Origin of the sequence: Herbaspirillum sp. LeCh32-8 (assembly GCF_017814915.1) — a bacterium.
Lineage (GTDB): Bacteria > Pseudomonadota > Gammaproteobacteria > Burkholderiales > Burkholderiaceae_D > Herbaspirillum.
The window spans coordinates 1,063,703-1,090,472 of record NZ_JAGIPZ010000001.1 but is presented as its reverse complement, the minus strand read 5'-3'; the positions used below and the strand labels follow the sequence as shown (position 1 = coordinate 1,090,472).

23 protein-coding genes are annotated in these 26,770 nt (G+C 66.3%); 11 read left to right on the top strand and 12 right to left on the bottom strand.

From position 1 onward, the window contains the following. Window positions 1-17: 17 nt before the first annotated feature. Window positions 18-1,262: a PepSY-associated TM helix domain-containing protein gene (locus J8I26_RS04995; protein ID WP_209604593.1), complete on the top strand. Its 1,245-nt coding sequence runs from the start codon at window positions 18-20 to the stop codon at window positions 1,260-1,262. A gap of 15 nt (window positions 1,263-1,277) precedes the next feature. Here the strand turns inward: J8I26_RS04995 and J8I26_RS04990 are convergent, their stop codons facing one another. Then, window positions 1,278-2,036 carry a 2OG-Fe(II) oxygenase gene (locus J8I26_RS04990; protein WP_209604591.1) on the bottom strand — a complete coding sequence of 253 codons (759 nt, stop codon included), beginning with the start codon at window positions 2,034-2,036 and terminating at the stop codon, window positions 1,278-1,280. 253 nt (window positions 2,037-2,289) lie between these two features. Here J8I26_RS04990 and J8I26_RS04985 point away from each other — a divergent pair, with 253 nt between their 5' ends. After that, window positions 2,290-2,691 carry a TOBE domain-containing protein gene (locus J8I26_RS04985; protein WP_348635282.1) on the top strand — a complete coding sequence of 134 codons (402 nt, stop codon included), beginning with the start codon at window positions 2,290-2,292 and terminating at the stop codon, window positions 2,689-2,691. A 69-nt stretch (window positions 2,692-2,760) separates the two neighbouring features. Here the strand turns inward: J8I26_RS04985 and J8I26_RS04980 are convergent, their stop codons facing one another. Further along, on the bottom strand, window positions 2,761-3,585 hold the full coding sequence (locus tag J8I26_RS04980) for a universal stress protein (protein WP_209604589.1): 825 nt from the start codon (window positions 3,583-3,585) through the stop codon (window positions 2,761-2,763). A gap of 147 nt (window positions 3,586-3,732) precedes the next feature. Continuing rightward, window positions 3,733-4,605 (bottom strand): LysR substrate-binding domain-containing protein, encoded by an 873-nt coding sequence (locus J8I26_RS04975; RefSeq protein WP_209604587.1) that lies wholly within the window; start codon window positions 4,603-4,605, stop codon window positions 3,733-3,735. A gap of 99 nt (window positions 4,606-4,704) precedes the next feature. Here J8I26_RS04975 and J8I26_RS04970 point away from each other — a divergent pair, with 99 nt between their 5' ends. The 3 genes from J8I26_RS04970 to J8I26_RS04960 all read left to right on the top strand — a co-directional run bounded on the left by J8I26_RS04970 (window position 4,705) and on the right by J8I26_RS04960 (window position 8,119). Then, window positions 4,705-5,121, top strand: coding sequence for a VOC family protein (locus J8I26_RS04970; protein WP_209604585.1), 417 nt, complete (start codon window positions 4,705-4,707; stop codon window positions 5,119-5,121). After that, window positions 5,118-6,083, top strand: coding sequence for a glyoxylate/hydroxypyruvate reductase A (locus J8I26_RS04965; RefSeq protein ID WP_209604583.1), 966 nt, complete (start codon window positions 5,118-5,120; stop codon window positions 6,081-6,083). Before J8I26_RS04970 ends, J8I26_RS04965 begins: the two co-directional genes overlap by 4 nt. 488 nt (window positions 6,084-6,571) lie before the next feature. Beyond that, the gene (locus tag J8I26_RS04960) at window positions 6,572-8,119 is read left to right on the top strand and encodes a methyl-accepting chemotaxis protein (RefSeq protein ID WP_209604581.1); all 1,548 of its coding nucleotides are present in this window, start codon (window positions 6,572-6,574) and stop codon (window positions 8,117-8,119) included. A 99-nt stretch (window positions 8,120-8,218) separates the two neighbouring features. On the opposite strand, the gene J8I26_RS04955 is transcribed toward J8I26_RS04960, so the two are convergent. Further along, a complete protein-coding gene (locus tag J8I26_RS04955; RefSeq protein WP_209604579.1) occupies window positions 8,219-9,157 on the bottom strand; it encodes a LysR substrate-binding domain-containing protein in 939 nt (312 codons plus the stop codon). A gap of 143 nt (window positions 9,158-9,300) precedes the next feature. On the opposite strand from J8I26_RS04955, the gene J8I26_RS04950 reads away from it, so the two are divergent. Both J8I26_RS04950 and J8I26_RS04945 read left to right on the top strand, forming a co-directional pair. Beyond that, window positions 9,301-10,086: an aspartate dehydrogenase gene (locus J8I26_RS04950; protein ID WP_209604577.1), complete on the top strand. Its 786-nt coding sequence runs from the start codon at window positions 9,301-9,303 to the stop codon at window positions 10,084-10,086. Between the two features lie 109 nt (window positions 10,087-10,195). After that, window positions 10,196-10,489, top strand: a complete 294-nt coding sequence (locus J8I26_RS04945) for a hypothetical protein (protein WP_209604575.1) — start codon at window positions 10,196-10,198, stop codon at window positions 10,487-10,489. 8 nt (window positions 10,490-10,497) lie between these two features. Here J8I26_RS04945 and J8I26_RS04940 read toward each other — a convergent pair whose 3' ends face one another. The 8 genes from J8I26_RS04940 to J8I26_RS04905 all read right to left on the bottom strand — a co-directional run bounded on the left by J8I26_RS04940 (window position 10,498) and on the right by J8I26_RS04905 (window position 22,796). Further along, window positions 10,498-11,415 (bottom strand): bestrophin family protein, encoded by a 918-nt coding sequence (locus J8I26_RS04940; RefSeq protein ID WP_209604573.1) that lies wholly within the window; start codon window positions 11,413-11,415, stop codon window positions 10,498-10,500. Between the two features lie 218 nt (window positions 11,416-11,633). Further along, complete coding sequence (locus tag J8I26_RS04935) at window positions 11,634-13,097, bottom strand: heavy metal sensor histidine kinase (RefSeq protein ID WP_209604570.1); 1,464 nt, start codon at window positions 13,095-13,097, stop codon at window positions 11,634-11,636. 8 nt (window positions 13,098-13,105) lie between these two features. Further along, a complete protein-coding gene (locus J8I26_RS04930) occupies window positions 13,106-13,798 on the bottom strand; it encodes a heavy metal response regulator transcription factor (protein ID WP_209604568.1) in 693 nt (230 codons plus the stop codon). A gap of 126 nt (window positions 13,799-13,924) precedes the next feature. Then, window positions 13,925-17,089 (bottom strand): efflux RND transporter permease subunit, encoded by a 3,165-nt coding sequence (locus J8I26_RS04925; protein ID WP_209604566.1) that lies wholly within the window; start codon window positions 17,087-17,089, stop codon window positions 13,925-13,927. After that, window positions 17,086-18,306 carry an efflux RND transporter periplasmic adaptor subunit gene (locus tag J8I26_RS04920; protein ID WP_209604564.1) on the bottom strand — a complete coding sequence of 407 codons (1,221 nt, stop codon included), beginning with the start codon at window positions 18,304-18,306 and terminating at the stop codon, window positions 17,086-17,088. The genes J8I26_RS04925 and J8I26_RS04920 overlap by 4 nt, the downstream gene beginning before the upstream one ends. 52 nt (window positions 18,307-18,358) lie before the next feature. Beyond that, complete coding sequence (locus J8I26_RS04915) at window positions 18,359-19,813, bottom strand: efflux transporter outer membrane subunit (protein WP_245200061.1); 1,455 nt, start codon at window positions 19,811-19,813, stop codon at window positions 18,359-18,361. Window positions 19,814-20,070: 257 nt separating this feature from the next. After that, window positions 20,071-21,303 carry a multidrug effflux MFS transporter gene (locus J8I26_RS04910; protein WP_209604560.1) on the bottom strand — a complete coding sequence of 411 codons (1,233 nt, stop codon included), beginning with the start codon at window positions 21,301-21,303 and terminating at the stop codon, window positions 20,071-20,073. 299 nt (window positions 21,304-21,602) lie between these two features. After that, window positions 21,603-22,796 carry a citrate synthase family protein gene (locus J8I26_RS04905; RefSeq protein ID WP_209604844.1) on the bottom strand — a complete coding sequence of 398 codons (1,194 nt, stop codon included), beginning with the start codon at window positions 22,794-22,796 and terminating at the stop codon, window positions 21,603-21,605. A 129-nt stretch (window positions 22,797-22,925) separates the two neighbouring features. Between J8I26_RS04905 and J8I26_RS04900 the strand changes: the two genes are divergently transcribed. The 4 genes from J8I26_RS04900 to J8I26_RS04885 all read left to right on the top strand — a co-directional run bounded on the left by J8I26_RS04900 (window position 22,926) and on the right by J8I26_RS04885 (window position 26,734). Continuing rightward, window positions 22,926-24,332, top strand: a complete 1,407-nt coding sequence (locus tag J8I26_RS04900) for a CoA transferase (protein ID WP_209604558.1) — start codon at window positions 22,926-22,928, stop codon at window positions 24,330-24,332. Between the two features lie 74 nt (window positions 24,333-24,406). Beyond that, window positions 24,407-25,099 carry a signal peptidase I gene (lepB, locus tag J8I26_RS04895; RefSeq protein ID WP_209604556.1) on the top strand — a complete coding sequence of 231 codons (693 nt, stop codon included), beginning with the start codon at window positions 24,407-24,409 and terminating at the stop codon, window positions 25,097-25,099. A 238-nt stretch (window positions 25,100-25,337) separates the two neighbouring features. Next, entirely contained in the window at window positions 25,338-25,961 is a 624-nt protein-coding gene (locus J8I26_RS04890) for a TetR/AcrR family transcriptional regulator (RefSeq protein ID WP_245200060.1), read from the top strand. A 437-nt stretch (window positions 25,962-26,398) separates the two neighbouring features. Continuing rightward, entirely contained in the window at window positions 26,399-26,734 is a 336-nt protein-coding gene (locus tag J8I26_RS04885; protein ID WP_245200059.1) for a hypothetical protein, read from the top strand. Window positions 26,735-26,770: the final 36 nt, after the last annotated feature.

Here is a 26,770-nt window from a genome sequence, read left to right as displayed (position 1 = left end):
CAGCCAGGTATAAAGCAATGCGCGCACTCTTTGTCATCATCCATCGATGGTTCGGCCTGGCGGCCGCGGTTTTCCTGTTCATCTCCGGCGCCACCGGCGCGGTGATTTCCTGGGACCACGAGCTGGACGCCTGGCTCAATCCGCAGCTGTTCCACGCTAAGAGCGCAGACCAGCCCGGCGCCGGCGAGCCCAAGTCCGGTCTGGAGCTGGCCAACCTGGTCGAGAAGGCCGAGCCCAAACTGCGCGTGACCTATGTGCTCACCAGTGAAGAGCCCGGCCACACCATGAACATGATGGTCGAGCCGCGCCTCGACCCGGCCACCGGCAAGCTCTACGCGCTGGACTACAACCAGATCGCCGTCGACCCGGTCACGGCCGAAGTGCAGGGGCGCCGCATGTGGGGCGCGATCTCGCTGGCGCCGGAGAACCTGCTGCCTTTCCTCTACAAGCTGCACTACACGATGCACCTGCCCGACGTAGGCGGCATTGAGACCGGCGTGTGGCTGATGGGCATCGTCGGCATCGTGTGGGCGCTGGACTGCTTTATTGCGCTCTACCTGTCCTTTCCCAACTGGCGCAGCTGGCGCAAGTCCTTCGCCTTCCGCTGGCGCGACGGCGGCCACAAGCTCAACTTCGACCTGCACCGTTCCGGCGGCGTGTGGGTCTGGGGCCTGTTGCTGATCCTGGCCGTGACGTCGATCTCGATGAACCTGGAGCGCCAGGTGATGCGCCCGATCCTACAGACGGTATCGACGTTGACCTCCGGTCCCTTTGACACGCGTACCCCGCTCGCGCCGGAGAAGACCGGCGAGCCGGCCATCTCGCGTGAGCAAGTCGTCGAGCTGGGCCGCAAGGAAGCGCAGCGCCTCGGTCTGACCGAGCCGGCCGGCGGCGTGTTTTACTCGGGCATGTTCGGCGTCTATGGCGTGGGCTTTTTCCAGGCCGGCAACGACCATGGCGACGGCGGCCTGGGCAATGCCTGGCTCTACTTCGATTCCAAGACCGGTGAGGCTGCGGGCGGGCGTATCCCGGGCAGCGGCAGCGCCGGCGATATCTTCCTGCAGGCGCAGTTCCCGCTGCACTCCGGACGCATCCTCGGGCTGCCGGGGCGCATCTTCATTTCCTTCATGGGCGCGCTGGTGGCGATGCTGTCGGTGACCGGCGTGATCATCTGGGTGCGCAAGCGCAAGGCGCGCCTGGCGCAGCGCGCCAAGCAGGCGGCATTGGCGCCGCTGCAGCGGCCGGCGACCGAATCCAACTGAATTGTCAGCGCCGGCTCAAGCGGCGTCGTGGAAGATCACGCCCAGCGTATGACGTCTGCCGGCGCGCAGGCGTGAAACACCGTGCCGCATGTTGACCCGGTAGACATGGCCCGGGCCGCGCGCGCCAGCCACCGGTCGCTGGCTGACGGCGAACACCACTGCATCGCCCTGGCGCAGCGGCACCACCTCCGGTCGCGACTGCATGCGCGGTCGCTGTTCGGTCAGCACGAATTCTCCTCCCTCAAAATCGCGGCCGGGTTCCGACAGCAGGATTGCCACCTGCAGCGGAAACACATGTTCCCCATATAAATCCTGATGCAGGCAGTTGTAGTCGCCCGTCTCGTAGCGCAGCAACAGCGGCGTCGGGCGCACTTGTCCGGCGTCGTTGCAGCGGCGCTGGAACTGGGCATGCGTGTCGGGAAAGCGGGCGGCCAGTCCCATCAGCGCCTGCCAGCGATTGGCCAGCGGCGCCAGGCGGGGATACAGCGCGCTGCGCAAGCGCTGCACCGGCGCAGGCAAGGGGTAACGAAAATACTTGTACTCCCCCTGGCCGAAGTTGTGCCGCGCCATCACGATGCGCGAGCGAAACAAGGGATCGTCGTCGTAGCAGGCGGCCAGTAGCTGTGCCTCGCCGGCGTCGAGCAGGCCGGGGATCACGGCCTGCCCGCCGCGGTCGAGCTCAGCCGTCAGTGCCGGCCAGGGCAGGGCGGTGATGCGTTGTTCAATATCGGCGAAGGGAGCTAAGTCCGAAGACAGCGGCGCGGCGGATGGCATGGAGAATCCTTGCAATGGAAGCGTGGAACGGGAAAGCGCCAGTGTGCGCTGCACGGGCATTGACGGCACTCCGCCGCTTGCTTTTGAATTGCCTGCCGTACATATGCCCGCGCTTATAAGGGCGATGGGTGAACGCCGCTCGCTTGCAGCGTGCTTTTCGGTATGATCGCAAGCCTGCTGCACTTATAACAAACAGACGCATCTTGCCGTCCCCCATAGAGGAGAACCCCATGCTCACCAGCGCACGCAACGAATTTTCAGGCAAGGTCAGATCCGCCCCGGCGCGATCAATGACGAAATCGAGATCACCCTGGCCGGCGGCGACCGCATTGTGGCCGTGATCACGCAGGAGAGCACCAAATCGCTGGGCCTGACGGTCGGCGGCGACGCCATCGCGCTGATCAAGGCGCCATGGGTGATCCTGTCGGTGCCCAACGCCGGCGTGAAGCTGTCCACCCGCAACCGCCTGGAAGGCAGCGTCAAGCTCATCAAGCCGGGCGCGGTGAACACCGAAGTGGAAGTGGCGCTCAAGGGCGGCGAAACCCTGGCCGCCATCATCACCCAGGAAAGCGCCAACAACATGGGGCTGGCGGTGGGCTCGCCGGTGGTGGCCTTCTTCAAGGCGTCGCACGTTATTGTGGGCGTGCGCGCCTGATCCGGTCTTCGCTTCAAGCAAAAAGGACATGCATCGCATGTCCTTTTTTTTCGCGGCGCCGCGCTGTGCTCAGTGCGCCATCAATACCGGAATCGTCATGGTCTTGAGCACCGTCAGCGTCACGCCGCCCAGCAGCACTTCACGGAAGCGCGTGTGGCCGTAGCCGCCCATCACCAGCAGATCGGAGCCGCGGTCGGCCGCCAGTGAGAGCAGGGCGTTGCCGATGTCGAGCTCGGTTCTCTCCTGCGCCACCTCCACCTTCACGCCGTGGCGCGCCAGGTAGTGCGCGATGTCGGCCCCGGGTTGCTCGCCGTGGGTGCCCTGGCGTTTGTCGGGATTGAAGATGGCCACCGTGACGTTGTCGGCCTGGCGCAGCAGCGGCAAGGCGGCCGTGATGGCGCGGGTCGACTGCATGCTGCCGTCCCAGGCGATCAGGGCATTCCTGCCGACCTGCTCGAACAGGCCGGCCGACGGCACCATCAGCACCGGGCGCGGGGTGTTGAGCATGACGGATTCGGGCAGGTCGGCCAGGAAGCTGGTGTCGGGTTCGTCCAGGTCGCTCTGGCTTACTACGACCAGATCCGAGTAGCGCGCCTGCAGCGCCAGGCCGGCTTCGACGTCGTCATCGATGAAACGCTTCTCGTAGGACAGCACGCCGACGCTGCGGGCGATGCCGTCGAACACTTCCAGCGCCGCCAGTGCGCGGTCGCGAAAGCCGTCGATGTGGGTGGCCACGAAGGCCGCGCCTTCCATCTGGATGAAGCTGGAGATGCCGGTCATGGCGCTGCCGATCAGGTGGGCCCGCTGGGCGCGGGCGATTTCGGCGGCGATGCGGATACGTTGGGCGGCATGGCGCGATTGGTCGACGTGGACCAGGATGGACTTGTAGCTCATGGCAACTCCTCGGGCGGGACGCGGATCCGGGCTCGGATCCCATGCCTTCAGCCTAGGCCGGTGCGCGCGGCCAGTCCATACGTGCAACGCGGCCTGCTTGAGGCAGGTCAAGCAGGCTGCGCGCAGGCTTGACGCCGCATCAACGCGTCAGTGTTGCGGCGGGATGGCGTCGGCCAGCAGTCGCAGCATGTTGGGTCGCGCGCCTTGCAAAGGAGTCAACAGGATGATGTCGCGTCGGTACAGGCCGGCCTGGTGGGCCTCGACCGCTTCCATGCGGCAGCCGGCCGCCAACTTCTCCAGCCCGTTCCAGCGCGGCACCAGGCTCACGCCTACACCGTCGGCCACCAGCATGGCGATGGTTTCCAGTGCATCGAGGTCGCACAGCAGGCTCGGTTGCAAGCCCTGGTCGTCGAGGTAGCGCTGCGCCGGCAGCCCGCCCCAGGCCGACGGGTCATAGCGGATATAGGGTTGCTGGCGCAGCAAGGCAGCGGCGTCGCCGCGCAGCTTGCGGCGCGCCAGCAGGATCAGCTCTTCCTGCCGCAGCGATTGCGCACGCAGCGTGCGCGGCAGCTCGAATGGCGGTGCCACCAGGATGGCGGCGTCGATCTCGCCGGCCAGCAGCGCCTGGTAGAGCGAGCGCGAGGTGCCCGGCACGATCGCCGGACGCAAGCCCGGCGCCTGTTCGGTCAGCGTGCGCAGCACCCCGGGCAGCATGCCGGTCAGCGCGGTGGAGATGGCGCCGATGCGCAGCGTGCCGGTCAAGCCTTCGTCGTCGGCATCGTCGGCCAACTGGGCGACTTCGGCGACGATGCGGCGCGCCCGCGGCAGCAGCGCGAGGCAAGCCTCGGTGGCGCGGGCAGCATGACCGGTACGCGACAACAGCTGCACCTCCAGCTCGCGCTCCAACGCCTGGATGCGCTGGCTGACGGCGGCGGCGGTGAGCCCTTCGGTGCGGGCGGCGTCGGCGATGGAGCCGCTCTCGACCACCGCGATCAGGCTTTTCAGGTAGCGGCTATCCATAAGACATTCTTTTGAAGATGCTAAGAATTACATGCTATCTCTTTTGGTGGCGAGCGGCTATGCTTGTCGCTTCGTTTTCAAGACTATCGAGGGACTCCCATGAAATCCATTTTCCACCTGGCCTACCACGTGCGCGACCTGGATCAGGCGCGCCGCTTCTACTGCAATCTGCTCGGTTGCGAAGAAGGTCGCAGTACTGATACCTGGGTTGATATCGATTTCTTCGGCCACCAGCTGTCGCTGCACCTGGGCGAGCCCTTCGCCGTCACCAACACCGGCAAGGTCGGCAACCACATGGTGCCGATGCCGCACCTGGGCATCATCCTGGCCATGGACGACTGGAAGCAACTGGCCAGCACGCTGACCGAGAGCCGCGCCGTCGACTTCGTGCTGGAGCCTCAGATCCGCTTCCCCGGCGAGCCGGGCGAGCAGGCCACGATGTTCTTCCTCGACCCGTTCGGCAACCCGATCGAGGTCAAGGGCTTCAGCAGCCTGGAACAGGTCTACGCCAAATGAACGCTGCGTCGCCCACCGCCGCTTTGCCCATCCCATTCGTCAGCCAGTCCGATGCGGCATCGGTGCAGGCCTGGGTCAAGGCGCTCAACGCCGCCATGCCCGGTGAGCGGGTGGTGCCGTTTGCCGAGCTGGGCGAGGCCGAGCGCGCGCAATGCCGCCTGGCCATCGTGGCCAACCCGGATCCGGCGCAGCTGAAGCTGATGCCGCAGCTGGAATGGGTGCACAGCGTCTGGGCCGGCGTGGAGCGACTGGTGGCTGACCTGGGTGACAGCGGCCTGCAGCTGACCCGCCTGGTCGACCCGCGCCTGGCCACCACCATGGCCGAGGCCGTCCTGGCATGGACGCTTTACCTGCACCGCGACATGCCCTTGTACGCGCAACGCCAGCGCTTTCGCGTCTGGCAGGCGGACGAATACGTGCTGCCGGAGAACCGCGTGGTCGGCATCCTCGGCCTCGGCACCTTGGGCGAAGCCGCCGCCGCCGCCTTGCTGCAGGCGCGCTTCAAGGTATGCGGCTGGAGCCGCAGCCGGCGCGAGCAGGCGGGCGTGCAGACCTTCAGCGGCGAAGACGGCCTGAAACAGATGCTGGCCATGAGCGACATCCTGGTCTGCCTGTTGCCGCTGACGGTGCAGACGCGCGGCTTGCTGGATGCCGGGCGCCTGGCCTTGCTGCCGCCGCAGGCCCAGCTGATCAACTTCGCGCGCGGCCCCATCGTCGACGACCAGGCCCTGTGCGCGGCGCTGGACGAGCGCCGCCTGCGCCACGCCGTGCTCGACGTGTTCGCCACCGAGCCGCTGCCGGCCGACAGCTGGCACTGGACCCATCCCGACGTCACCGTGCTGCCGCATTGCTCGGCGCCGACCAATCGCGAGACGGCCTCGGCCATCGTGGCCGGCAATGTGCGGCAGTACCGCCACAGCGGCCTGATCCCGGCCAACGTCGACCTGAAGCGCGGTTACTGACCCGGTGGCCGGGTTACCGAACGCTTGCCTTCGCGGCAGGCTGTAACCAACGTTGTCACGGCCTTCGTGCAAGCCGCAAACGCATCGCGCGGCTGCAACGAACGCCGCTGAATCCCTGCTTTCGCAGGAACGACAAGTCCTCGAAATCCTCCCTCCGTCGCCCCTGCGAAAGCAAGGGCCCCTGTCGTTTGCCGTGCGGGTTTCCATTTGAGATGACGCCTGCGACGCTGGCATGTTCAACCGTCGCCACGCCGCATTGATATCAAATAGGGCATTGCGTTTGCGATTTAATTCATTGGAAAGACATCCCGCGCCTCTTTAGTATTCAAGCCTATTTCGACCGCAAGCGCCGCAAGGACGGGAAGAGCGCCGCGCGTCGGCAAGCCGGAGAGGGCCGGTTTGCGGGATCCCGCTCTGTGCGCCGTCTAAGGCCGCAGCATGCCGGGAGTCGCCCCTCAATCACACATAACTAGAAATTCGAGGACGACGTGAACTGGTTCCACAATCTGAATATCGCGCGCAAGCTGGCGCTGTCCTTCACCGTGGTGATCGCGCTGACGGTGATGCTGGGCCTGTTCTCCATCAGCCAGCTCAAGGAAGTGAATAAAGCGTCATCGGAAATCGTCAGCAAGTGGATGCCTTCCATCGAGGCGGCGCGCGAGATACAGAGCTCGCTGCCGCTGCTGCGCATCTCCGAGCTGGAGCTGGTCACGGCGGTGCAGCCATCCGAGCGCACTGCCGCCAACAAGGCCATCGAAACGCGGCTGACCCTGCTGGCCAAGCAGCGCAAGGCCTATGAAGCACGCATCTCCGAAGACAAGGAAAAGGCGCTGTATGGCCAGTTCAGCAAGCGCCTGACGGCCTATGTGGCGCTCGACAAACAGCTCGCCGAGATGGCCGCCAACCAGCAATACGACGAGACGCGCGCGCTCTTCAACGGCGAGTCCGCCCAGCTCTATCGCGCCATGGTGGCCGACCTCGAAGCCATCGTGAAGGTCAACGGCGAAGGCAGCGCGCAAGCCGACCAGGCCGCTTATCACGTGTACGAGAGGGCGGCCGTGCTGATCCTGGGCCTGCTGGGCGTGGCGGTGCTGATCGCTTTCGTATTGGCGCTGGTGGTGGCGCGCAATGTGTCGCGCCCGCTCAAGGACGCGGTCGAGGTGGCGCAGCGCGTGGCCCGGGGCGACCTGACGCTGCGCATTCGCGCCGGCAGTCGCGACGAGACCGGCCGCCTGATGGACGCCCTGCGCGAGATGAGCGAAGGCCTGCGCGACATCGTCAGCCAGGTGCGCCACGGCACCGACACCATCAGCACCGCCTCGCAGGAAATCGCGCGCGGCAACTTCGACCTGTCGGCGCGCACCGAGCAGCAGGCCGGCTCGCTGGAAGAGACCGCTGCGGCGATGGAACAGCTCACCTCCACCGTCAGGCAGAGCGCCGACAACGCCATGCAGGCCAACCAGCTGGCGGTCTCCGCCTCCGGCATCGCCAGCCAAGGCGGCGACGTGGTGGGCCAGGTGGTGCAGACCATGGAAGGCATCACCGAGAGTTCGCGCAAGATCGCCGACATCATCAGCGTGATCGACGGCATTGCCTTCCAGACCAACATCCTCGCCCTGAACGCGGCGGTGGAAGCCGCCCGCGCCGGTGAGCAGGGTCGCGGCTTTGCGGTGGTAGCCTCCGAAGTGCGCTCGCTGGCGCAACGCTCGGCGGCGGCCGCCAAGGAGATCAAGGAACTGATCGACGACTCGGTGAACAAGGTCGGCGCCGGAAGCCAGCAAGTGGCGCGCGCCGGCTCCACCATGACCGAAGTGGTGGCCAGCGTGAAGCGGGTGACCGACATCGTCGGCGAAATCAGTTCGGCCACGCAAGAGCAAAGCGGCGGCATCAACGAGGTGAACCTGGCGATCACGCAGATGGACGAGACCACCCAGCAGAATGCCGCGCTGGTCGAACAGGCCGCCGCGGCAGCCGATTCGCTCAAAGAGCAGGCCGGCAACCTGGCCATGCTGGTGGGACGCTTTAAGCTGGATTGATGGCGCCGGGCGCCGGTCGCCGGTGTCAGCCCCGGCCACGAAAAAGCCCGCTATCGCGGGCTTTTTTCATGTCGGGACTACCGCAGACGCCAGCCCGGCTCAGGCTGAACTTGCCTGCGCCTGCCCCAGCAACCATTCACGAAAACGGCGAACGGGTGCAGCATCATAACGGTCCGCCGGGGTGAGCAAATAGTATTGGCCGGCGCTGGGCGTCGGGCCGTCGAAGAGGCGTCGCAGCCGGCGCTCGGGATCGAAGCTGTCGGCCAGCACCGACGGCGCCAGGGCGATGCCTTCGCCGTTCATGGCGGCTTGCAGCGCCATGGCGTACTGGCTGCATTCGATACGGGCTTGGTTCGACGCGAGGCGTGCGCCGTGCTCGCTCAGCCAGTCATGCCACGCCTGCGGCCTGATGGCGGTGTGAATCAGCGCGTGACGGCTCAGGTCGTCGATGCTGCGCACCGGATGTCTCCGCCACAGCCGGTCGTGGCATAAGGCCACCAGCGCATCGGGGAACAAGGGATCGGCGCGCAGGCCGTGCCAATCCACCGCCATGCGACGGCCCAGCGGAAGGCCTTTGCTGCGGGTGCCGGGCAAGACGCCGACCTGGATCGCCATGTCGATCTGCCCAGGCCGGAAATCGGCCGCATCGGTGGCCACCACGATACGCACATCGATATGTTTGTTGTCGCGCCAGAAAGTCTCCAGGCGCGGCATCAGCCACAGCGCCGCCACTCCCGGCAGCACCGCCAGCGAGAGCGAGGCGCGCGTCCTGCGCCGGTTCAGGCGGTTGCCGGCCTCGCAGATCTGGTCGAAGGCTTGCCGCACGTCCTGGTAGTAGGACTGGCCCTGCGGCGTCAGCTCGATGCGGCGGGTCAGGCGCACGAACAGCGCGTGCTGCAGGTGCGCCTCCAGGGCGCGCACCTGGCGGCTGACCGCGCTCTGGGTGACATGCAGCTCCTCTGCCGCCGCGGTGAAGGAAAGCAGGCGGGCCGTGGCTTCGAAGGCGCGCAGCGCAGTCAGGGGAGGGAGCTTGTTCATCGTCGGGGGCTTGTTGTGGGGCGGGGCGGCAGTCATGCAGACGGCGTATGCATGACTTCAATGAATGCATGATGGCATTTTAATCGTTTGTCCGACCGGCAGCGTCTGCCTAACATGAGCCATCGACATGAACAGGATCCACCATGACAAGGATTGCAATCGCCGGCCTGGGCACCGTCGGCCATGCCATCGCCGCGGGCATGACGGGCGACATGCCCGGCATCACGCTATCGGCGGTGGCGACGCGCAACGCGGCGGCGGCGCGCGCACAACTGGCGGCACTGGGACTGGGTCAGGTGGCGTTGCCGTCATTGCACAACATCGGCGAGCACGCCGACATCGTCATCGAATGCGGCGGCGCCGGGGTGTTGCGCGAGATCGCCGTGCCGGTGCTGGAGGCGGGCAGGCAGCTGCTGGTCATGAGCGCGGGCGCCTTGCTGGCGTCGCCTGACATGTTGGCGCTGTGGGAGCGACACCGGAACCGCATCCACATTCCCAGCGGCGCGATCGGCGGCCTGGACGCGGTCGCCGCCATGGCCGAAGGCGACATCCGCTCGGCGAAGCTGGTCACCCGCAAACCACCCGCCGCCCTGCGCGGCGTGGCGTGGCTGGGCGAGCAGGGCATCGATCCCGATCGCGTTGTACAGCCCACGCTGGTCTTTGCCGGCTGCGCGCTTGATGCCGTAGGACGTTTTCCGGCCAACCTGAACGTGGCCGCGGCGCTGTCCCTGGCCGGAATCGGGCCGCAGCGCACCCGGGTGGAGCTGTGGGTGGATCCGGCCGCGCGCGGCAATTGCCATGCGATAGAGGTCGAGTCCGACAGCGGCACGATGCGTTTTTCCATCGAGGCGCAGCCCTCGGCCAATCCGGGGACGTCGTCACTGGCGGCACGCTCGGCGCTGGCGTTATTGCGGCGCATGGCCACGTGAGCGAAGCTCTGCAAAAGCGCAGCAGTTAAGCGCGTGGTGACGCCGACGCAGTTAAACACGGGGAGCAGATTTCGCCAGAGAATCCGGCCCATCATTGTGGGATGGACATATGGCGAAATTCAGAGTCACGTTTCAATTCGACGGCAAGGCTGAGGTCGAACAGCTGCATCTCGAAGTGGCCGGCGCGGTGGTCAGCTGCGACGACATCCTGCGCGCGCTCGGCGCGCATCTGAAACCATCGGAATTCTGGCCCTTCGTGGTCGCGGCCGACGCCCTGGCCGATGACGCCGACCTGGCCGAACGCGCGGTGCGCCTGCATCGCGTCAAGGCGGCTTGCCGTTACCTGAACCTGGCGAGTCTGAGCTATCTGCTGGAGGGGCGCGACATGGAAATCCACTGCTGAGCGGATGTTCAACTGAGCCGGAAATCCTTGCCGCAGCGTGCCGGTTCCGGTTTTTCCTCGCCCACGATTTCCATGATGGAACGCTCGATTTCCAGGCACATGGCGTCCAGCGGCAGGCTGTTGGCAGCTTCGCCGAAGGGCTCTGCAATCTCCCCGGCGATGGCTTCCAGCGCCAGGAAGGTGTACGACACGAATACCGAAATCAAGGGCGTGGCGTAACCGATCGCATCGACCAGACCGAAGGGCAGCAGCAGGCAATAGATGTAGACGGTCCGGTGCAGCAGCACGCCGTAGGGAAAGGGAATCGGCGTGGAGGCGATGCGTTCGCTGGCGCCGACGCAATGGTTGAGCTCGTTGAGCTGGCCGTCGCAAGCCCACAGCGCCGCATCGGACAGTTCCCCCTCGCGGTGCGCCTGCGCCAGCATGGCGCGCAGCTCGTGCATCAGCTGCACCGGCAGGTATTGCGCGTGACGCAGCCGCCCGGCCTCTTCGGGCGGGAGCAGACGCGCCAAGTCGTGGTCCGGCGCGCTCTGGCGCAGTTGGTGCTTGAGCGCGCAGGTCAGCATCACCACCCGGCGGGCGAACAGCTTGCGCTCGAAACGACCATCCTCCCTGCTGTATTGCTGCCCCTGCGAAACCAGCGCACGCGCCGAGATCAGCAGCGCGCCCCAGATCTTGCGCCCCTCCCAGAAACGGTCGTAGCTGGCGGTGTTGCGAAACGCCAGAAAGATCGCCAGGGCGACCCCCAGCAACGTGAAGGTGGACGTGTTGAGCGGAAGCTTGTCGCCGAAGATTTTCCCGCCGGTGAAAACCGCCAGCGTGGAGAAGGCCGTCATCAACGCCATCTGCGGCAGGATGGACGGCAGCACCGAGCCGTTCCAGACGAACAGCATGCGGAACCAGTTCGGCTGTGGGCGGACGATCATGTTGGCGCTTTCCTTGTGGTGACTGCAGGCCGCGTTGACGCGCGGCATCTTGCATGTCCGTCAGGATAGACCTGCAGGAGGAAGCGGGGCGTGTACAGATTCCCGGACAGGGCGAGGGTACAGCTCGTCGCGTCTCTGGTCGAGACGGCTCTGCCAACAATGAAGGCGGCGCGATGATTCCGCGCCGCGTTTTCGATGCAGGAAAATTCCCAGGCAGGTCAGGAGCGCGAAATGGTGAAGCCGATGCTGTTGCGGCCATCCTCGCTGGAGGCGAAGGCGCGGCCGCCGTGCATGCGCGCTACCGCCTTGACGATGGCCAGGCCCAGGCCGTGGCCGTGGCTGCCGTTGATCTCGTGACGCGAGGTGTCGACCCGGTAGAAGCGGTCGAACAGGCGCGGCAGGTGACGTGGGTCGATCGCCTCGCCGGGGTTGGTGACGGAAATGCGCACCGAGTCTTGCTGCGCGGCGATGTCGACGCGGATCAGCGCGCCCACCGGCGAATGCTGGATGGCGTTCTGGATCAGGTTGGTCAGCGCGCGCTTGAAGAGCGCCGTCTCCATCAGCGCGGTGGCGTCGGTGTCGCCGCTGGTGGTGATGGCCATGCCGGCGTCGTCCAGCACGAACTCGAAGAAGTCCACGGTTTTTTGCACTTCGTCGGCCACGCGCGCCTGCACCAGCGCGGTGGCAGCCTCGCCCTGGTCGGAGCGCGCCAGGAACAGCATGTCGTTGACGATGGAGCGGATGCGATCCAGCTCCTCCAGGTTGGATTGCAGCACGTCCTTGAACTCGCCGGCGCTGCGCTCGCGCGCCAGCGCCACCTGGGTTTCGCCGATCAGGTTGGCCAGCGGCGTGCGCAGCTCGTGGGCGACGTCGGCGTTGAAGGCTTCGAGCTGGGTGTAGGCTTCCTCGATGCGCTCCAGTGCGCCGTTGAAGGCGTGCGCCAGCGCCGACAATTCTTCCGGCAGGGCTTCGGCCGACATGCGCGCAGACAGCTTGCGCGGCGAGAAACTCTGCGCGCGCGCCGACATGCGACGCAGCGGCGCCAGCCCGGCGCGGGCGATCCAGTAGCTGGAGATCACCGCCAGCACGATGCCCAGCAGCGAAAACACCAGGGTCGACACCAGGAAGGTGCGGCGCATCTCGAAGTACGGTTCGGTATCAATACCGACGGTGACGTAGACCTCCGGTCTGTCCTCGAAGGCCGGCATGGTGCGCGTCATGATGTGCAGCGGGTACTCCTTGCCGGGGATCTTCAGCATGCCCACCGTATTGCTGTCGGGCGTGATGGCCGCCGGATTCAGGCGCGCCTGGTCGCCGTAGCGAAAGCGCGCGTCGGCGCCGGAAATCCAGAACGAGACGCGCTGGTCGGCCTGCGACAGCGCCGCCAGCTTGAGCTGCACGCGTTCCCAGCGTTCGGTGCTGCCGGCGCGGCCGATCTGGTAGCCGATGTCGTTCAGGGTGGTGACCAGGCCGTCGCGCTCATGGCGCAGCAGCTCGCCCTTCAGGACGGTGTAGAGCACGATGCCGGTCAGCGCGAAGATGAACAGCGCCGAGGCGGCCGACATCAGCACCAGTCGGGCGGTGATGGACTGGCGTCGCGGCAGGCGGCGCTTGGGCGCAGGTGCAGGCGGGGCATTCCCCGCCGACGTGCGGTTTGCCTGCTGGAAGCTGTGCCGGTCCATGGCGCGCCTCAGTCGTCCACGCTGTCGGCCGCGGCGCGCGGCTCAAGCACGTAGCCCATACCGCGCACGGTATGCAGCAGCTTCTGGTCGAACGGGATGTCGATCTTGGCGCGCAGGCGCTTGATGGCGACTTCCACCACGTTGGTGTTGCTGTCGAAGTTCATGTCCCACACCAGTTCGGCAATCGCCGTCTTGGACAGGATCTCGCCCTGGCGGCGCGCCATCACCGCCAGCAGCGCGAACTCCTTGGCGGTCAGGTCGATGCGGGTGCCGCCGCGGAAGGCCTTGCGTGAAATCAGGTCGATCTGCAGGTCGCCGATGCGCAGCTGCGCCGGCTCCTGCGAACGGCCGCGCCGGGTCAGCGCCTGCAGGCGCGCCAGCAGTTCGAGGAAGGAGAAGGGCTTGATCAGGTAGTCGTCGGCGCCGTCGTGCAGGCCCTTGATGCGGTCTTCCACGCTGTCGCGCGCGGTCAGCATGATCACCGGCGTCTGCTTGACGGTGCGCAGCGAGCGCAGCACCGAGAAGCCGTCCAGCCCGGGCAGCATCACGTCCAGCACGATCACGTCGTAGTCGTGCTGGATCGCCAGGTGCTGGCCGTCCACCCCGTTGAAGGCGACATCGACCGCGCACCCCTGCTCGGTCAGGCCCTTGCAGAGGTATTCGGACATCTTTTGCTCGTCTTCGACTATCAGGATCTTCATGCGGTCTCCACCCGCCGCGCCGGGACAAGGCGTCCCGGCTGCGGCATCGCCAGAATTTTAACTCCTCGGCTTTTTATTATTGTTCTCCGCGCGGATTTTTCTTGTACTGCCAAGCCGTTCAAAACTTCAATGTCCCTGCGTTTGTGTCTGCGCCAACTTGGCCGCCTTACGCTGCAGGCGCGCTTCTTTCTTGCGCATGTACCAATAGTGCGCACGATCCAGGTACAGGTAGACCACCGGCGTGGTGAACAGCGTCAGCGCCTGCGACAGCACCAGGCCGCCCACCATGGCGTAGCCCAGCGGGCGACGCAGCTCGGAGCCGGCGCCGTGGCCCAGCATCAGCGGCAGGCCGGACAGCAGGGCGCACATGGTGGTCATCATGATCGGGCGGAAGCGCAGCAGGCAGGCCTGGTAGATCGCCTCTTCCGGCGACATGCCCTTGTCGCGCTCGGCGTGCAGGGCGAAGTCGATCATCATGATGCCGTTCTTCTTGACGATGCCGATCAGCAGGATGATGCCGATCAGCGCGATCACCGAGAGATCGTAGCCGCCCGCCATCAGGATCAGCAGCGCGCCCACGCCGGCCGAGGGCAGCGTCGAGAGGATGGTCAGCGGGTGGATGTAGCTCTCGTAGAGCAGGCCCAGCACGATGTAGACGGCGATCAGCGCGGCCGCGATCAGGTAGGGCTGGGACGACAGCGAGTCGCCGAAGGCCTTGGCCGTGCCCTGGAAGTTGCCCACCAGCGTCTGCGGCGCGCCCATCTCTTCCTTGGTCTTGTTGATCACGTCCACCGCCTCGCCCAGCGACACGCCCTTGGCCAGGTTGAACGAGATCGTCACCGCCGGGAACTGGCTCTGGTGGCTGATCGAGAGATACGCGGTCTTGGTGGTGTCGACCTTGACGAAGGTCGACAGCGGTACCTGCTGGCCGGTCAGCGGCGAGGTCAGGTAGAGCTTGTTGAACAGCGCCGGATCCTTCTGCAGCTCGGGCGTGACTTCCATGATCACGCGGTAGCTGTTGATCTGCGTGAAGTACTGCGCGACCTGGCGCTGGCCGATGGCGTCATAGATGGTGGCGTCGATCAGCGAGGGCGAGATGCCGAAGCTGGAGGCGCGCGCACGGTCGATGGTGATGACCGCGGCCGCGGCGGCGTTCTGCTGGTCGGATGCCACATCGGTCAGCTGCGGTAGCTGGCGGAAGCGCTCCAGCATCTTCGGCGCCCAGACGTTGAGCTCGTCCAGATCCGTGTCGGTCACCGTGTACTGGTACTGCGTGCGCGCCAGACGGCCGCCGACGTTGATGTCCTGGCTGGCCTGCATGAACAGGTTGACGCCCTGCACCTGCGAGGCCTTGGGACGCAGGCGCGCGATGATCTCGTCGGCGTTGGTGGTGCGGCCCTGGTCCTTGGGCTTCAATGCGATGAAGAACTGGCCGGTGTTGAATGTGGTCGAGCCCGCGCTCATGGCGAAGCCGATCACGTCCGGATCCTGGCGCACGATGTCGGCCACCTTCAGCAGGCGCTCATGCATGGCGGCTGAGGAGGTGTCCTGCGCCGATTCGGCAAAGCCGACGATCACGCCGTTGTCCTGCTGCGGGAAGAAGCCCTTGGGAATGAGGATGAACAGCACGGCGGTCAGCGCCACGGTGCCGATGAAGGTCATCAGTGTGATGAACTGGTGCTTCATCACCACATCCAGGCCGCGCTTGTAGCCGGCCAGCATGGCGTCGAAACCGCGCTCGAACAGCTGGTACAGCTTGCCGTGCTGCTGGCCGTGTTCATTTTTCAGGAAGCGCGAGCACAGCATGGGCGTGAGCGTGAGCGAGATGATCACCGACACGCCGATGGTCAGCGTCACCGTCACGGCGAACTCGCGGAACAGGCGGCCGACGATGCCGCCCATCAGCAGCAGCGGGATGAACACCGCCACCAGCGACACCGAGATCGAGATGATGGTGAAGCCGATCTCGCCGGCGCCCTTCAAGGCCGCCTCCAGCGGCGCCATGCCTTCCTCGACGTAGCGGTAGATATTTTCCAGCATCACGATGGCGTCGTCGACCACGAAGCCGACGGCGATGGTGAGCGCCATCAGCGACAGGTTGTCCAGGCTGTAGCCGACTACGTACATCACGCCGGCGGTCCCCATGATGGCCAGCGGCACGGTGATGCTGGGGATGAGGGTGGCGGCGACGTTGCGCAGGAACACGAAGATCACCATCACCACCAGGGCGATGGTCAGGATCAGCGTGAACTCGACGTCCTCCACCGAGGCGCGGATGGTCTGGGTGCGGTCGATCAGGGTGTTGACGTGGATCGAGGCGGGGATCGCCGCGCGCAGGCGCGGCATGGCGGCGTTGATGCGGCCGACCGTCTCGATCACGTTGGCGCCCGGCTGCTTGGTGACGGCCAGCACGATGGAGCGGCCGTTGGTGATGCTGTGGTCGTTGCCGGCGGCCGCGCCCGCGAAGGCCCAGGCGGCGATCTTGTTGTTCTCGGGGCCGTCCACGGCGATACCGATGTCCTTGACCCGGATCGGCGCGCCGTTGCGCCATGCCAGCACCATGTCGTTCCATTGCTCGGCCTTGAGCAGCTGGTCGTTGGTGTAGACGGTGAAGCTCTGGCGCGCGCCGTCCACCGTGCCCTTGGGCTGGTTGACGGTGGTGGTGGCGATGACGCCGCGGATGTCTTCCAGCGACAGGCCCAGCGTGGCGATCTTGGCCGGGTCGACCTGGATGCGCACGGCAGGCTTTTGCTGGCCGTTGACGTTGACCAGGCCCACGCCCGAGATCTGCGAGATCTGCTGCGCCAGGATGTTGTCGGCGTAGTCGTTGACCACGGTCAGCGGCAGCGCCTCGGACTGCACCGACATGATCATGATCGGCGAGTCGGCCGGGTTGATCTTGCGGAAGGTCGGCGGGTTCGGCATGTTGCTCGGCAACTGCCCGGTGGAGGCGTTGATGGCGGCCTGCACGTCCAGCGCGGCGGCGTCGATGTTGCGGTTCAGGTCGAACTGCAGCGTGATCTGCGTGGTGCCCAGCGAGCTCTGCGAGGTCATCTGGGTCAGGCCGGCGATCAGCGAGAACTGGCGCTCCAGCGGCTGCGCCACGTTGGAGGCCATGGTCTCGGGGTTGCCCCCGGGCAGCTGGGCGGTGACCTGGATGGTCGGGAAATCAACCTGCGGCAGCGGCGCCACCGGCAGCAACGGCCACACGGCCACGCCCACCAGCAGGATCGCGATGGCCAGCAGCGTGGTGCCGATGGGGCGCTTGATGAAGGCGGCGGAGACGCTCACTTGCTGCTTCCTTTCGCGTCACCGGCGGCGACTTTCTGGTCTTTCTGCTGCGTCTGCTGAGGTTTGCTCTCGGCGATCTTGGCGCCCGGCTTGAGCTTGTACTGGCCGTCCAGCACCACGCGCTGGCCTGCGGCCACGCCGGCGTCGGCGGCCAGCACGGCGACGCCGTCCTGGATGCGCGCGACCTTGACCGGCTTCATGGCGGCCTTGTCCTGCTCGTCCACCGCGTAGACGTAGGTGCCTTGCTGGTTGCGCTGGATGGCGGCGGCCGGCAGCGTCAGCGCGCTGCCGTGGTCATGCATCTGCAGGCGCACGTTGACGTACTGGCCCGGCCACAGCTTGTGCTCGGCGTTGTCGAAGCGGGCCTTCAGCTGCACCGTGCCGTTGGTGGTGTTGATCTGGTTGTCCAGCAGGATCAGCTTGCCGGTGGCCAGCGGCTCTTGCGACTCGCGGGCATAGGCGGTCACCTTCAGCGACTGCTTGCTGGCCAGCTGCGACTTGTTGATGGCCGGCACCGCCTCTTCGGGCAGGGTGAAGAGCAGGGTGATGGGATCGATCTGGTTGATTACCACCAGGCCGTTGGCGTCAGCGGCATGGACGATGTTGCCCGGGTCCACCAGGCGCGCGCCGACGCGGCCGGAGATCGGCGCGGTGATGGTGGTGTAGCTCAGTTGCACCTTGGCATAGCCGATCTGCGCCTCATCGGTTTTGACCGCGGCTTCCAGCTGGGCCACCAGCGCCTTTTGCGTATCGAGTTGCTGCTGGGTGGCGGCGTCCTGGCTGCGCAGCGTGGTGTAGCGCTGCAGGTCGAGACGGGCGTTGGCCAATTGCGCGGCGTCACGGGCGCGCTGCGCCTCGACCTGGGCCAACTGCGCCTGCAGCGCGCGTGGATCGATCTGGGCCAGCATCTGACCTTTCTTCACTTCCTCGCCTTCCTTGAAACCGACCTTGTCGAGCTGGCCGTCGATGCGCGCCTTCACCGTCACGCTGGCATTGGCGGTCACGGTGCCGACGCCTGCCAGATACAGCGGCAGGTCGCGTTCCTGGACGGTGGTCAGCGTCACGGCCACCGGCGGCGCCTCCTTGGCTTGCGGCTTGTCGGCGGCGTTGGCGCCTTGCGTGTGCAACCAGCCGCCGATGCCGGCCACTGCCACGATGGCGGCAGTAACGGCGATGGCAAGGGAAGTGCGCTTGGGTGTGTTGGAAGAGGTAGTCATGCCTGGAACTCGTTCTGAAGAGAGGGCTTGGAGTATCTGAAACGGAGGCGGCTCAGCGCGCTGCCTGCGGCGCAGCCGAGGGTTCGGCCTGGCCGGCATGCCAGCCGCCGCCGGTGGCCTTGATCAGCGCCACGCTGGCCACCAGCTGGCGGCCCAGCAAGGTCACGGCGGTGCGCTGGTTGGTCAGCGAGGTGGCCTGGGTGGTCACCACCGAGAGATAGGTTGCGGTGCCGGCCTGGTACTGGCTCATCGCCAGGCGCTCGGCCAGTTGCGCGGCCTTGACGGCTTGCGCCTGCACTGCGCTTTCCTGGTCCAGCACGCGCAGGGTGGAAAGGTTGTCCTCCACCTCTTGCAGGCCACCCAGCACGGTCTGTTTGTATTGCGCGACCGATGCGTCGAAGGCGGCCACGGCGGCGTCGTTACGCGCGCTGCGGGCGCCGCCGTCGAACAGGGTCTCGGCTAGCGCCGCGCCCAGCGACCAGACGCGGCTGGGGGTGTTGAACAGCTGGGCATAGGCCAGGCTGCTGTAGCCGCCGCCGGCCGACAGCGTCAGCGCCGGGAAGTAGGCCGCTCGGGCCACGCCGATGTTGGCGTTGGCGGCGGCGGCCAGGCGTTCGGCGTTGGCGATGTCGGGGCGGCGTTCCAGCAGGTCGGACGGCAGCCCGGTCGGGATCTGCGGCAAGCTGGCCTGCAGGCGCTGGGCGTTGTCGTCCATCGCGCTGTCGCTGGCGGCAGCGGCCGGCAAGGCCGGCAGCGTGAAGGCCGCTGGCGCGCGGCCCAGCAGGATGGCGATGGCGTGCTCCAGCTGGTTGCGGGTAGCGTCGAGGTCGATCAGCTGGGCCTGGGCCGCGCGCAATTGGGTCTCGGCCTGGGCTACGTCGGAGCGCAGCGCGGTGCCGGCTTCATATTGATGGGTGGTCAGCTGCAGCGAGCGGGTGTAGGCGGCGACGGTGCGGCGGTAGAGATCTTTCTGCAGGTCGGCCACACGCAGCTGCAGATAGTCCTGCGCCAGCGTGGACTGGATCGACAGGCGCGCCGCAGCGAGGCTGGCGGCGCTGGCCTGCGCAGTGGCGTCGCCGGCCTCGGCGCCGCGCCGGATGCGGCCCCAGATGTCGGCTTCCCACGAGGCGTTCAGGCCCACGGTATAGGTGTCGGCCAGGCGTTGCACGCCGTTGGTGTTGGTTTGCGCGCGGGTGGCGCCGGCCGAGGCCCCCACCGTCGGCCACAGGCTGGCGCGCGCGATCTGCGCGGTGGCCTGGGCCTGGCGGTATTGGGCTTCGGCCTGGCGGATGTTCTGGTTGGCGGTGTTGGCCTGGATCATCAGCTCATTGAGCAGCGGGTCGCCGTAGGCTTCCCACCAGCGCTGGTTGTCATCAATCTGGCCGGGAGCGGCGACCTTCCACGGGCCGTCTTCCTTGTAGGCTTGCGGCAGTTCCATCGCCGGGCGCACATAGTCGGGCCCGACGGCGCATCCGCCCAAGAGCGCGGCCAGCGCCAGCGCAGTCATTCCCCTTGCGGCGCGGAAGGGGGAGTGATGTTTTGGATGAGTGAAATGACTGGCGCTGACGCTGGCTGCGGCACGGCGGAACGGAACGACCATAAGGTACACGCGGATGGGCTTGCGGATGACGGACAGGCCGTCGCATCACGCCCCTCAGCGCGAACACATCGGCCACTGCTATTGCTGGGGGCCAATGTACGCCTTGCCGCTCAACGTCATGCTGACGTCAACATGACAATTTTGTCAGTTTGGCGGCGACCCGCTCAGGCCGGGCTCTTACGCGGTACGCTCAGCGCCGAGAATGCGGTGCCGACGCCACAGATGGCGATGATCAGGCCCATCGGCCAGGGCGTGCCGTCGGCCAGCAAGCCGACCAGGGCCGAGCCCAGGATGCCGGTGCCGAAATGGGCCGCACCCACCAGGGCCGACACCGCGCCGGCGCGTTCGCCATAGCCGGTTAGCGCGCCGGCGATGGCGTTGGCCACGATAAAGCCGTTGGCGCCCACGAACAGGAGCAGCGGCAGCGCCAGCCCGGCCACGCCGCCTATGTCGAAGCCGGCGGTCAACGCCAGCAGCAAGCCCGAACCCGCCGCGGCCAGTGCGCCGATCCGCATCAGGCGGTCGCTGCCGAGCTTCAGCACCAGCCGCAAGCTGATCTGGTTGGTGGCCATGATGCCGATGATGCCCAGCGAGAACAGCACGCCATAGGCTTGCGGCGACATGTGGTGATAGCTGATGTAAGCCGCCGGCGAGCCGGCCACATAGGCATAGATGCCGCCGTAGAAGAAACCGCCCGTGCCCATGTAGGCCAGGATGCGCCGCTGGCCCAGCAGGCTGACATAGATCGATAGCGCGCCGTCAAGCGCGTGCGGGTTGCGTCGCTCGGCGGGCAGGGTCTCCGGCAGGCGGCGCAGCGCCAGCAATGTCAGCGCGCCGATGCCGGCCAGGGTCCAGAAGATGGCGCGCCAGGAGGCCGCCTGCAGGATCAGGCTGCCCACGGCCGGGCCGATCAGCGGCGCCACTGCGGCCACCGTCATCAGCGTGGACATCATGCGCGCAGCGTGCGGGCCTGCGTAGAGGTCGCGCACCATGGCGCGCGCCAGCACCACGCTGGCGCAGGCGCCCAGCGCCTGCAGGATGCGCCAGGCGATCATGGTGGCGACGCTGCCGGACAGCGCGCAGCCGGCCGAGCCGATGATGAACAGCACCAGGCCGAGGGCCACTGGCAGGCGGCGTCCGTAGCGGTCGCTGATCGGGCCCCAGACCAATTGGCCCAGGCTGAAGCCGATCAGATAACTGGAAATGGTCAGCTCCATCGCGCCGTGGCCGGCCTTCAAGGCCAGCGCCATGGCCGGCAACGCCGGCAGGTAGACGTCGGTGGAGATCGAGGCGAACGCCATCAGGGCGCTGAGCAGGCCCAGGGTCAGCAGGCTGTGGCGGGCGGGTGTGTCAGGTGTGGCGGCGCCGGAAGCGGAACCGGGGGGCAAGGCGGACATGGATGCAATGCAATGAAGGGGCGGGCAGGTCGGACGACGCCGCAAACTGTAACCGAAATGACGAAAACCTGCCCGCTGGTGAAAGGACGGCAGCGCGCATGGACATCTTTTCCCGCGCGTGGCTCAGACCCGCGGCGCGACGGCGAGCTGACCGGTGATCGCGGAGGAAAGCCTGGCTTGGGAGGGATGAAACGTCCTTGCCGCGTCGTTGCCGGGTACATCAAAAGTGGTTTTTATTTGCAAATTTCTACGATGTTCTCGTTGTATTTCGGGGTGGGTGCATGATCCACGCCGCACCCTCATGTCGAGGGTTGCGGACGCACGCCGATGTAGGAGGCGCGCGGGCGGATCAGGCTGCCGTGCTCGCGCTGTTCCAGCGCATGGGCCAGCCAGCCCAGCGCGCGGCCCAATGCGAAGATGCCGAAGGCGCTGCCCGCTGGCAGCGACAGGTGACGCCGCAATGCGGCCAGGGCGAAGTCGACCGAGGGCGGGTGGCCGGTCAGCTCGCCGATACGGGTAATGGCCGCTTGCCACTCGGGATGGGCGGGGAGTATGGCGTGCAGCAGGGCGGCGGCACGCACGTCGCCGGCCGGATAGAGGTGGTGGCCGAAGCCGGGCAGGTCGTCGCCGCGCGCCAGGCGGGCCTCGATGCGCCCGGCAATGCCGGCCTGGGCGCCCAGCTCGTCGAGCAGGGCTTCCACCCGCGCGGTGGTGCCGCCATGACGCGGCCCGCTCAGGGCCGCCAGGCCGCCGGTGATGCAGGCCTGCAGGCTGGCGTCGGTGGAGGCGATGCAGCGGGCGGTGAAGCCGGAGGCGTTCAGTTCATGGTCGGCGCACAGCACCAGCGCGCGCCGCACCAGGTCTGCACCGTGTTGGTCCAGATGCCAGGCGCGGGCGCATTGTTCGTGCAGCGGTGTGGCCGATGGGGCGCTGCCCAGCAGGCAGGCCGCCAGTCGCCGCACCAGCATCCCGCAACCGGCGTAGCGGCGCGCCGAAGGCCATTGCCACTGGCTGCCCAGATCATCGCCGGCGGCCAACGTGAACAGCGGCAGCAAGGCATGCTCGGCGCGCCGGCCGGAGAAGGGCGCGCGCAGCGCGTCAAACCCGGCGACCATGGGCGGCGCTTCCGGGCCGAAGGCCTCGTCCACCTCGCAATCCCACAGCAATGCCGCAGCTTGTTCGACGCTGGCGTGCTCGCTGAAGGCCACGGCGTCGACGCCGCGATAGTACAGGCGGCCATCCTCGATCAAGGTCAGCGCCGACTCCAGTACCGGCAGCCCCCAGCTCAGCGCCGCCTTGGCCACCTCCTTGGGCTTGCGACCGCGGGTGCGCTTGCCGGCCAGGCGCTGCACGTCTTCGGCCAGGTAGCGGCTTTCGCGCGGGTCGCTGCCGGGATGGGCATGCAGCAGGCCGCGGCTGACGTAGGCATACAGGGTCTGGCGCGACACGCCCAGCAGGGCGGCGGCTTCGGCGGAGGAGAGATAGGCGTTCATCGGCAGGAAAGAAGGTGTCGGGGCAGATATGTTGATCAAATTAATCAATATTGACGATTAATTCAAGCGGAGTAAGCTGGCCTGTATCCGCTGACGTCCAACGACATTCAATCAAAAAAGGAGTTCGCCATGTCGCAACCCGGTCCATCCGTCGCATCCCCCGTTGCTTCCCGCATGCTGGCCGAGATCTGGCGTGCGCTGGACGGCGCGCCGGCCGCCTTGTCTTCGGTTCGCCTGGCCGGCAGCGGCGCCTTGCCCTCGGTGTTCGCCACCAGTGACCTGGCCCAGGCGTCGGTGGCGGCAGCCGGCCTTGCCGTTGCCGGGTTGCTTGAAGCTTCGGGCCACGGCCTGCCCGTGGTGGAATGTGACCGGCGTCTGGCCTCGATGTGGTTCTCCAGCTCGTTGCGCGCCCAAGGCTGGACGCCGCCGGCGCTGTGGGACTCGGTGGCGGGCGATTACCGCACTGTTGACGGCTGGATCCGCCTGCACACCAACGCGCCGCATCATCGCGCGGCGGCCTTGCAAGTGCTGGAGCTGGATGCCCAAAACGCATCGCGTGAGGAAGTCGGTCGGGCGGTGGCGCGCTGGAACGGCGGGGAACTGGAAACCGCCATAGTCGGCAACAAGGGCTGCGCTGCCGAAATGCGCAGCCGGGAACAATGGGCGCGGCACCCCCAAGGCATGGCGGTGGCGGCCGAGCCGCTGGTGGCGCGCGAAAGCTTCGACGCCGCGGGCACGCGCCGCGCGGTGCTCGACCCGGCGCGCCCGCTGGCGGGTATTCGCGTGCTGGATTTGACGCGGGTGCTGGCCGGGCCGACCGCCACGCGTTTCCTGGCGGGGCTGGGGGCGGACGTGCTGCGCATCGACCCGGTGTGGTGGGACGAGCCCGGGGTTGTACCTGAAATGACCTTGGGCAAGCGCTGCGCCCATCTGGATCTGAGCGCAGCACAGGATCGCCGGCAACTGGAGCGCCTGCTGGCGCAGGCCGATGTGCTGGTGCAAGGTTACCGTCCGCAGGCGCTGGAGCATCTGGGGCTGGGCGCGGCGCGCCGGCGCGCGCTCAATCCGGCCTTGGTGGATGTGGCACTGGACGCCTATGGCTGGAGTGGCCCGTGGGCCGGGCGGCGCGGTTTCGACAGCCTGGTGCAGATGAGCAGCGGCATCGCCGATGCCGGCATGCAGCTGCTGGGCAAGGACAAGCCCGGGCCCTTGCCGGTGCAGGCGCTGGATCATGCCACCGGCTACCTGCTGGCAGCCGCGGCGCTGCGCGGACTGACGCGTCGCGAGCAGGCCGGCGAGGGCAGCGCCTACCGCTTGTCGCTGGCACGCACCGCGCAGCTGCTGGCGGCGCATCCGGCCCAAGGCATCGAGCCCGACTTTGCCGCCGAAACCCCGGACGACCTCGGCGCCGCGCAGGAAGACACGGTCTGGGGCCCGGCGCGCCGGCTACGTGCCCCGCTGCAGATCGCCAGCGTGCCGCTGCGCTGGGACTTGCCGGCCTCGCCATTGCGCTCGGCCTCGGCACAGTGGCGCTGAACGCGGTAGGATGACGTCCGCGGCGGGCGAGCCCTGCTGCATGACATTCAATCATCTCTTACGAAAGACCTGACATGACACCGATCAAGAAGCTGCTGGGCGAATACAAGGGCGTCATGGTCTTCATGGCGCTGATGGTGGTGTTTCGCAGCGCCATCGCCGACTACAACGTCGTGCCCAGCGGCTCGATGCTGCCCACGGTGTTGATCGGCGACCGCATCCTGGTCGACAAGATGGCCTATGACCTGCGCGTGCCGCTGACCCATATCAGCATCGCGCGCCTGGGCGAGCCGCGCCGCGGCGATATCGTGACGGTGGATTCGAAGGAGGCCGGCGAACTTCTGTTGAAGCGGGTCATCGGCTTGCCGGGCGACGTGGTCGAGCTGCGCGACAACGTGCTCTATATCAACGGCCAGGCCGCCAGCTACAGTCACGCCAGCGTGCGCGCGCTGGGAGAGGATGGCGTGGAGCAGGCCGCTTACCGCGACGAGCAGCTGGACGGCATGTCGCACCTGGTGCGCCTGTCCGAGAATCATCCCAGCCTGCGCAGCAGCTACGGTCCGGTGGTGGTGCCGGCCGATCATTACCTGATGCTGGGCGACAATCGCGATAACAGCGCGGACTCCCGTTACTACGGGTTCTTCGCCCGCAACGAACTGATGGGGCGCACCCGCCGCATCGCCTTCTCGCTGGATACGGAAAACGGCCATCGCCCGCGTTTCGACCGCTTTGGCGCCTTGCTCGATGGCGCCGTGGCAACTAAATGATGCGTGAATGATGCCTGGAAGAATTTGAGGCGGCGAAACAAATCCTCTAAATAACTTTAAATTTTTATTCCAAGTGATTGATATTTAATCATAAATGGATTTCAATGGCGGCCGACTCCGGCGCGCCGCTCCCCGCCGGAATGATCTTGCGCGCATCCAATGTTCCATTGCTGACAAAAAAGCCTCAAGTTGTTGCAGAGTATGCCGATATAAGCATCGGTATCTCTGCATTTGTCATTTGGAGCACATCATTTCTCTCACCTTCATCTCCGATCCGGCCACCGGTCGCCGCAGAAATGCGGTCAGCCACGACGCCATTCTCGACGCCACGTATGTGATGCTCGAGGAGATCGGCTTCGACAAGCTGTCGCTGGAAGGTGTGGCCGCGCGCGCGGGAGTGGGCAAGGCGACCATCTATCGCTGGTGGCCCAACAAGAGTGCGCTGGCAATGGAAGCGCTGCTGCGCGCCGTCGAACCGATGCCCCCTATCGGTGACAGCGGCTCCTCGCGGCACGACCTCGAAGACCACATGACGCGCCTGTCCCAGCTGCTGCGCGGCAAGTCCGGTCGCGTGGTGCGCGAAATGATCGCGCTGGCCCAGTTTGACGACGAGACCATGCGCATCTTCAACGACAACTACCTCGAACCGCGCCGTGTGGCGCTGGTGAATGTACTGCGCCGCGGCGCCCAACGCGGCGAGTTCAGGGACGACCTCGACCTGAGCCTGGTATTCGATCTGCTGTACGCCCCCTTGTTGCAGCGGCTCCTGACCGGCAGTGCCGACATTGATGAACGCCAGATTCAGGCCCAGCTGAAACTGGTGCTTGGCAGCGTTGCACTCGAGCAACCTGTCGCGCAATAGAAAAGGCCTCAGTAAATATCGAGCTAACAAGCGTAAATTTTGTTGAGCGCAAGATAATTTGCACCTAGAATCCGAGACGAAACGTATCGTATTGGTTCTGGGCAAATCTCCTATTGCGAGAACAAAATGATGTCCATTCGCTGCGATGGTCTCGTTTGACGCTTGAAATAGCCGTTTTTCGGCCATCCGGCGCGGGTTTGCAGCCTCGCCGCGGTGCTGGCTGAAACACGAGCCGGATTGTCTGTCCGGCTTGTTCCGCCCGGACGCGCCTGTAGATGGCGGGCGCCTTCCCATTCGATCCGTTCTCCAGATCCAAACAAGATCCGGCTTCCCGAGAGGGAGGACGGTTGACGATTGCTGTTCGGCAGAGGGCGTCTTGCAGGCGGCCGCGCGGCGATCCAGGGGCGTATAAACACATGCAAGTGCAAGGGGAGAATATGCACAGCGAAACGATGAACGGATGCGGGGGCGAGGGCCCGCTACGCAAAATCGACTGGTGCCGCAAGCACCGACAGATCCGGCGCTGGTGCGCGCTGGGCTTCGTGATGATTCCGCTGGTGTTCGGGTTTCTGTGGCTGCAGTTCGCGGCCGCGCGCGAGACCGGCGAATTGTTCTATGCCGACCATGTCTGCGGTTGCCGCGATGTGGTGACGAGCTGGGTCAGCGACTATGTCTGGACCCAACTGGTCTGGCTGCCGTGCAATATGCTGTTCCTGCTGATCTGGGTCGCGCTGGCCGTCAAGCTTTGGGGCGGCAAACGGCGCTTCACCTGATTCAACTCCCGTTCCCGCTTGTCCCTTTGAGGACGC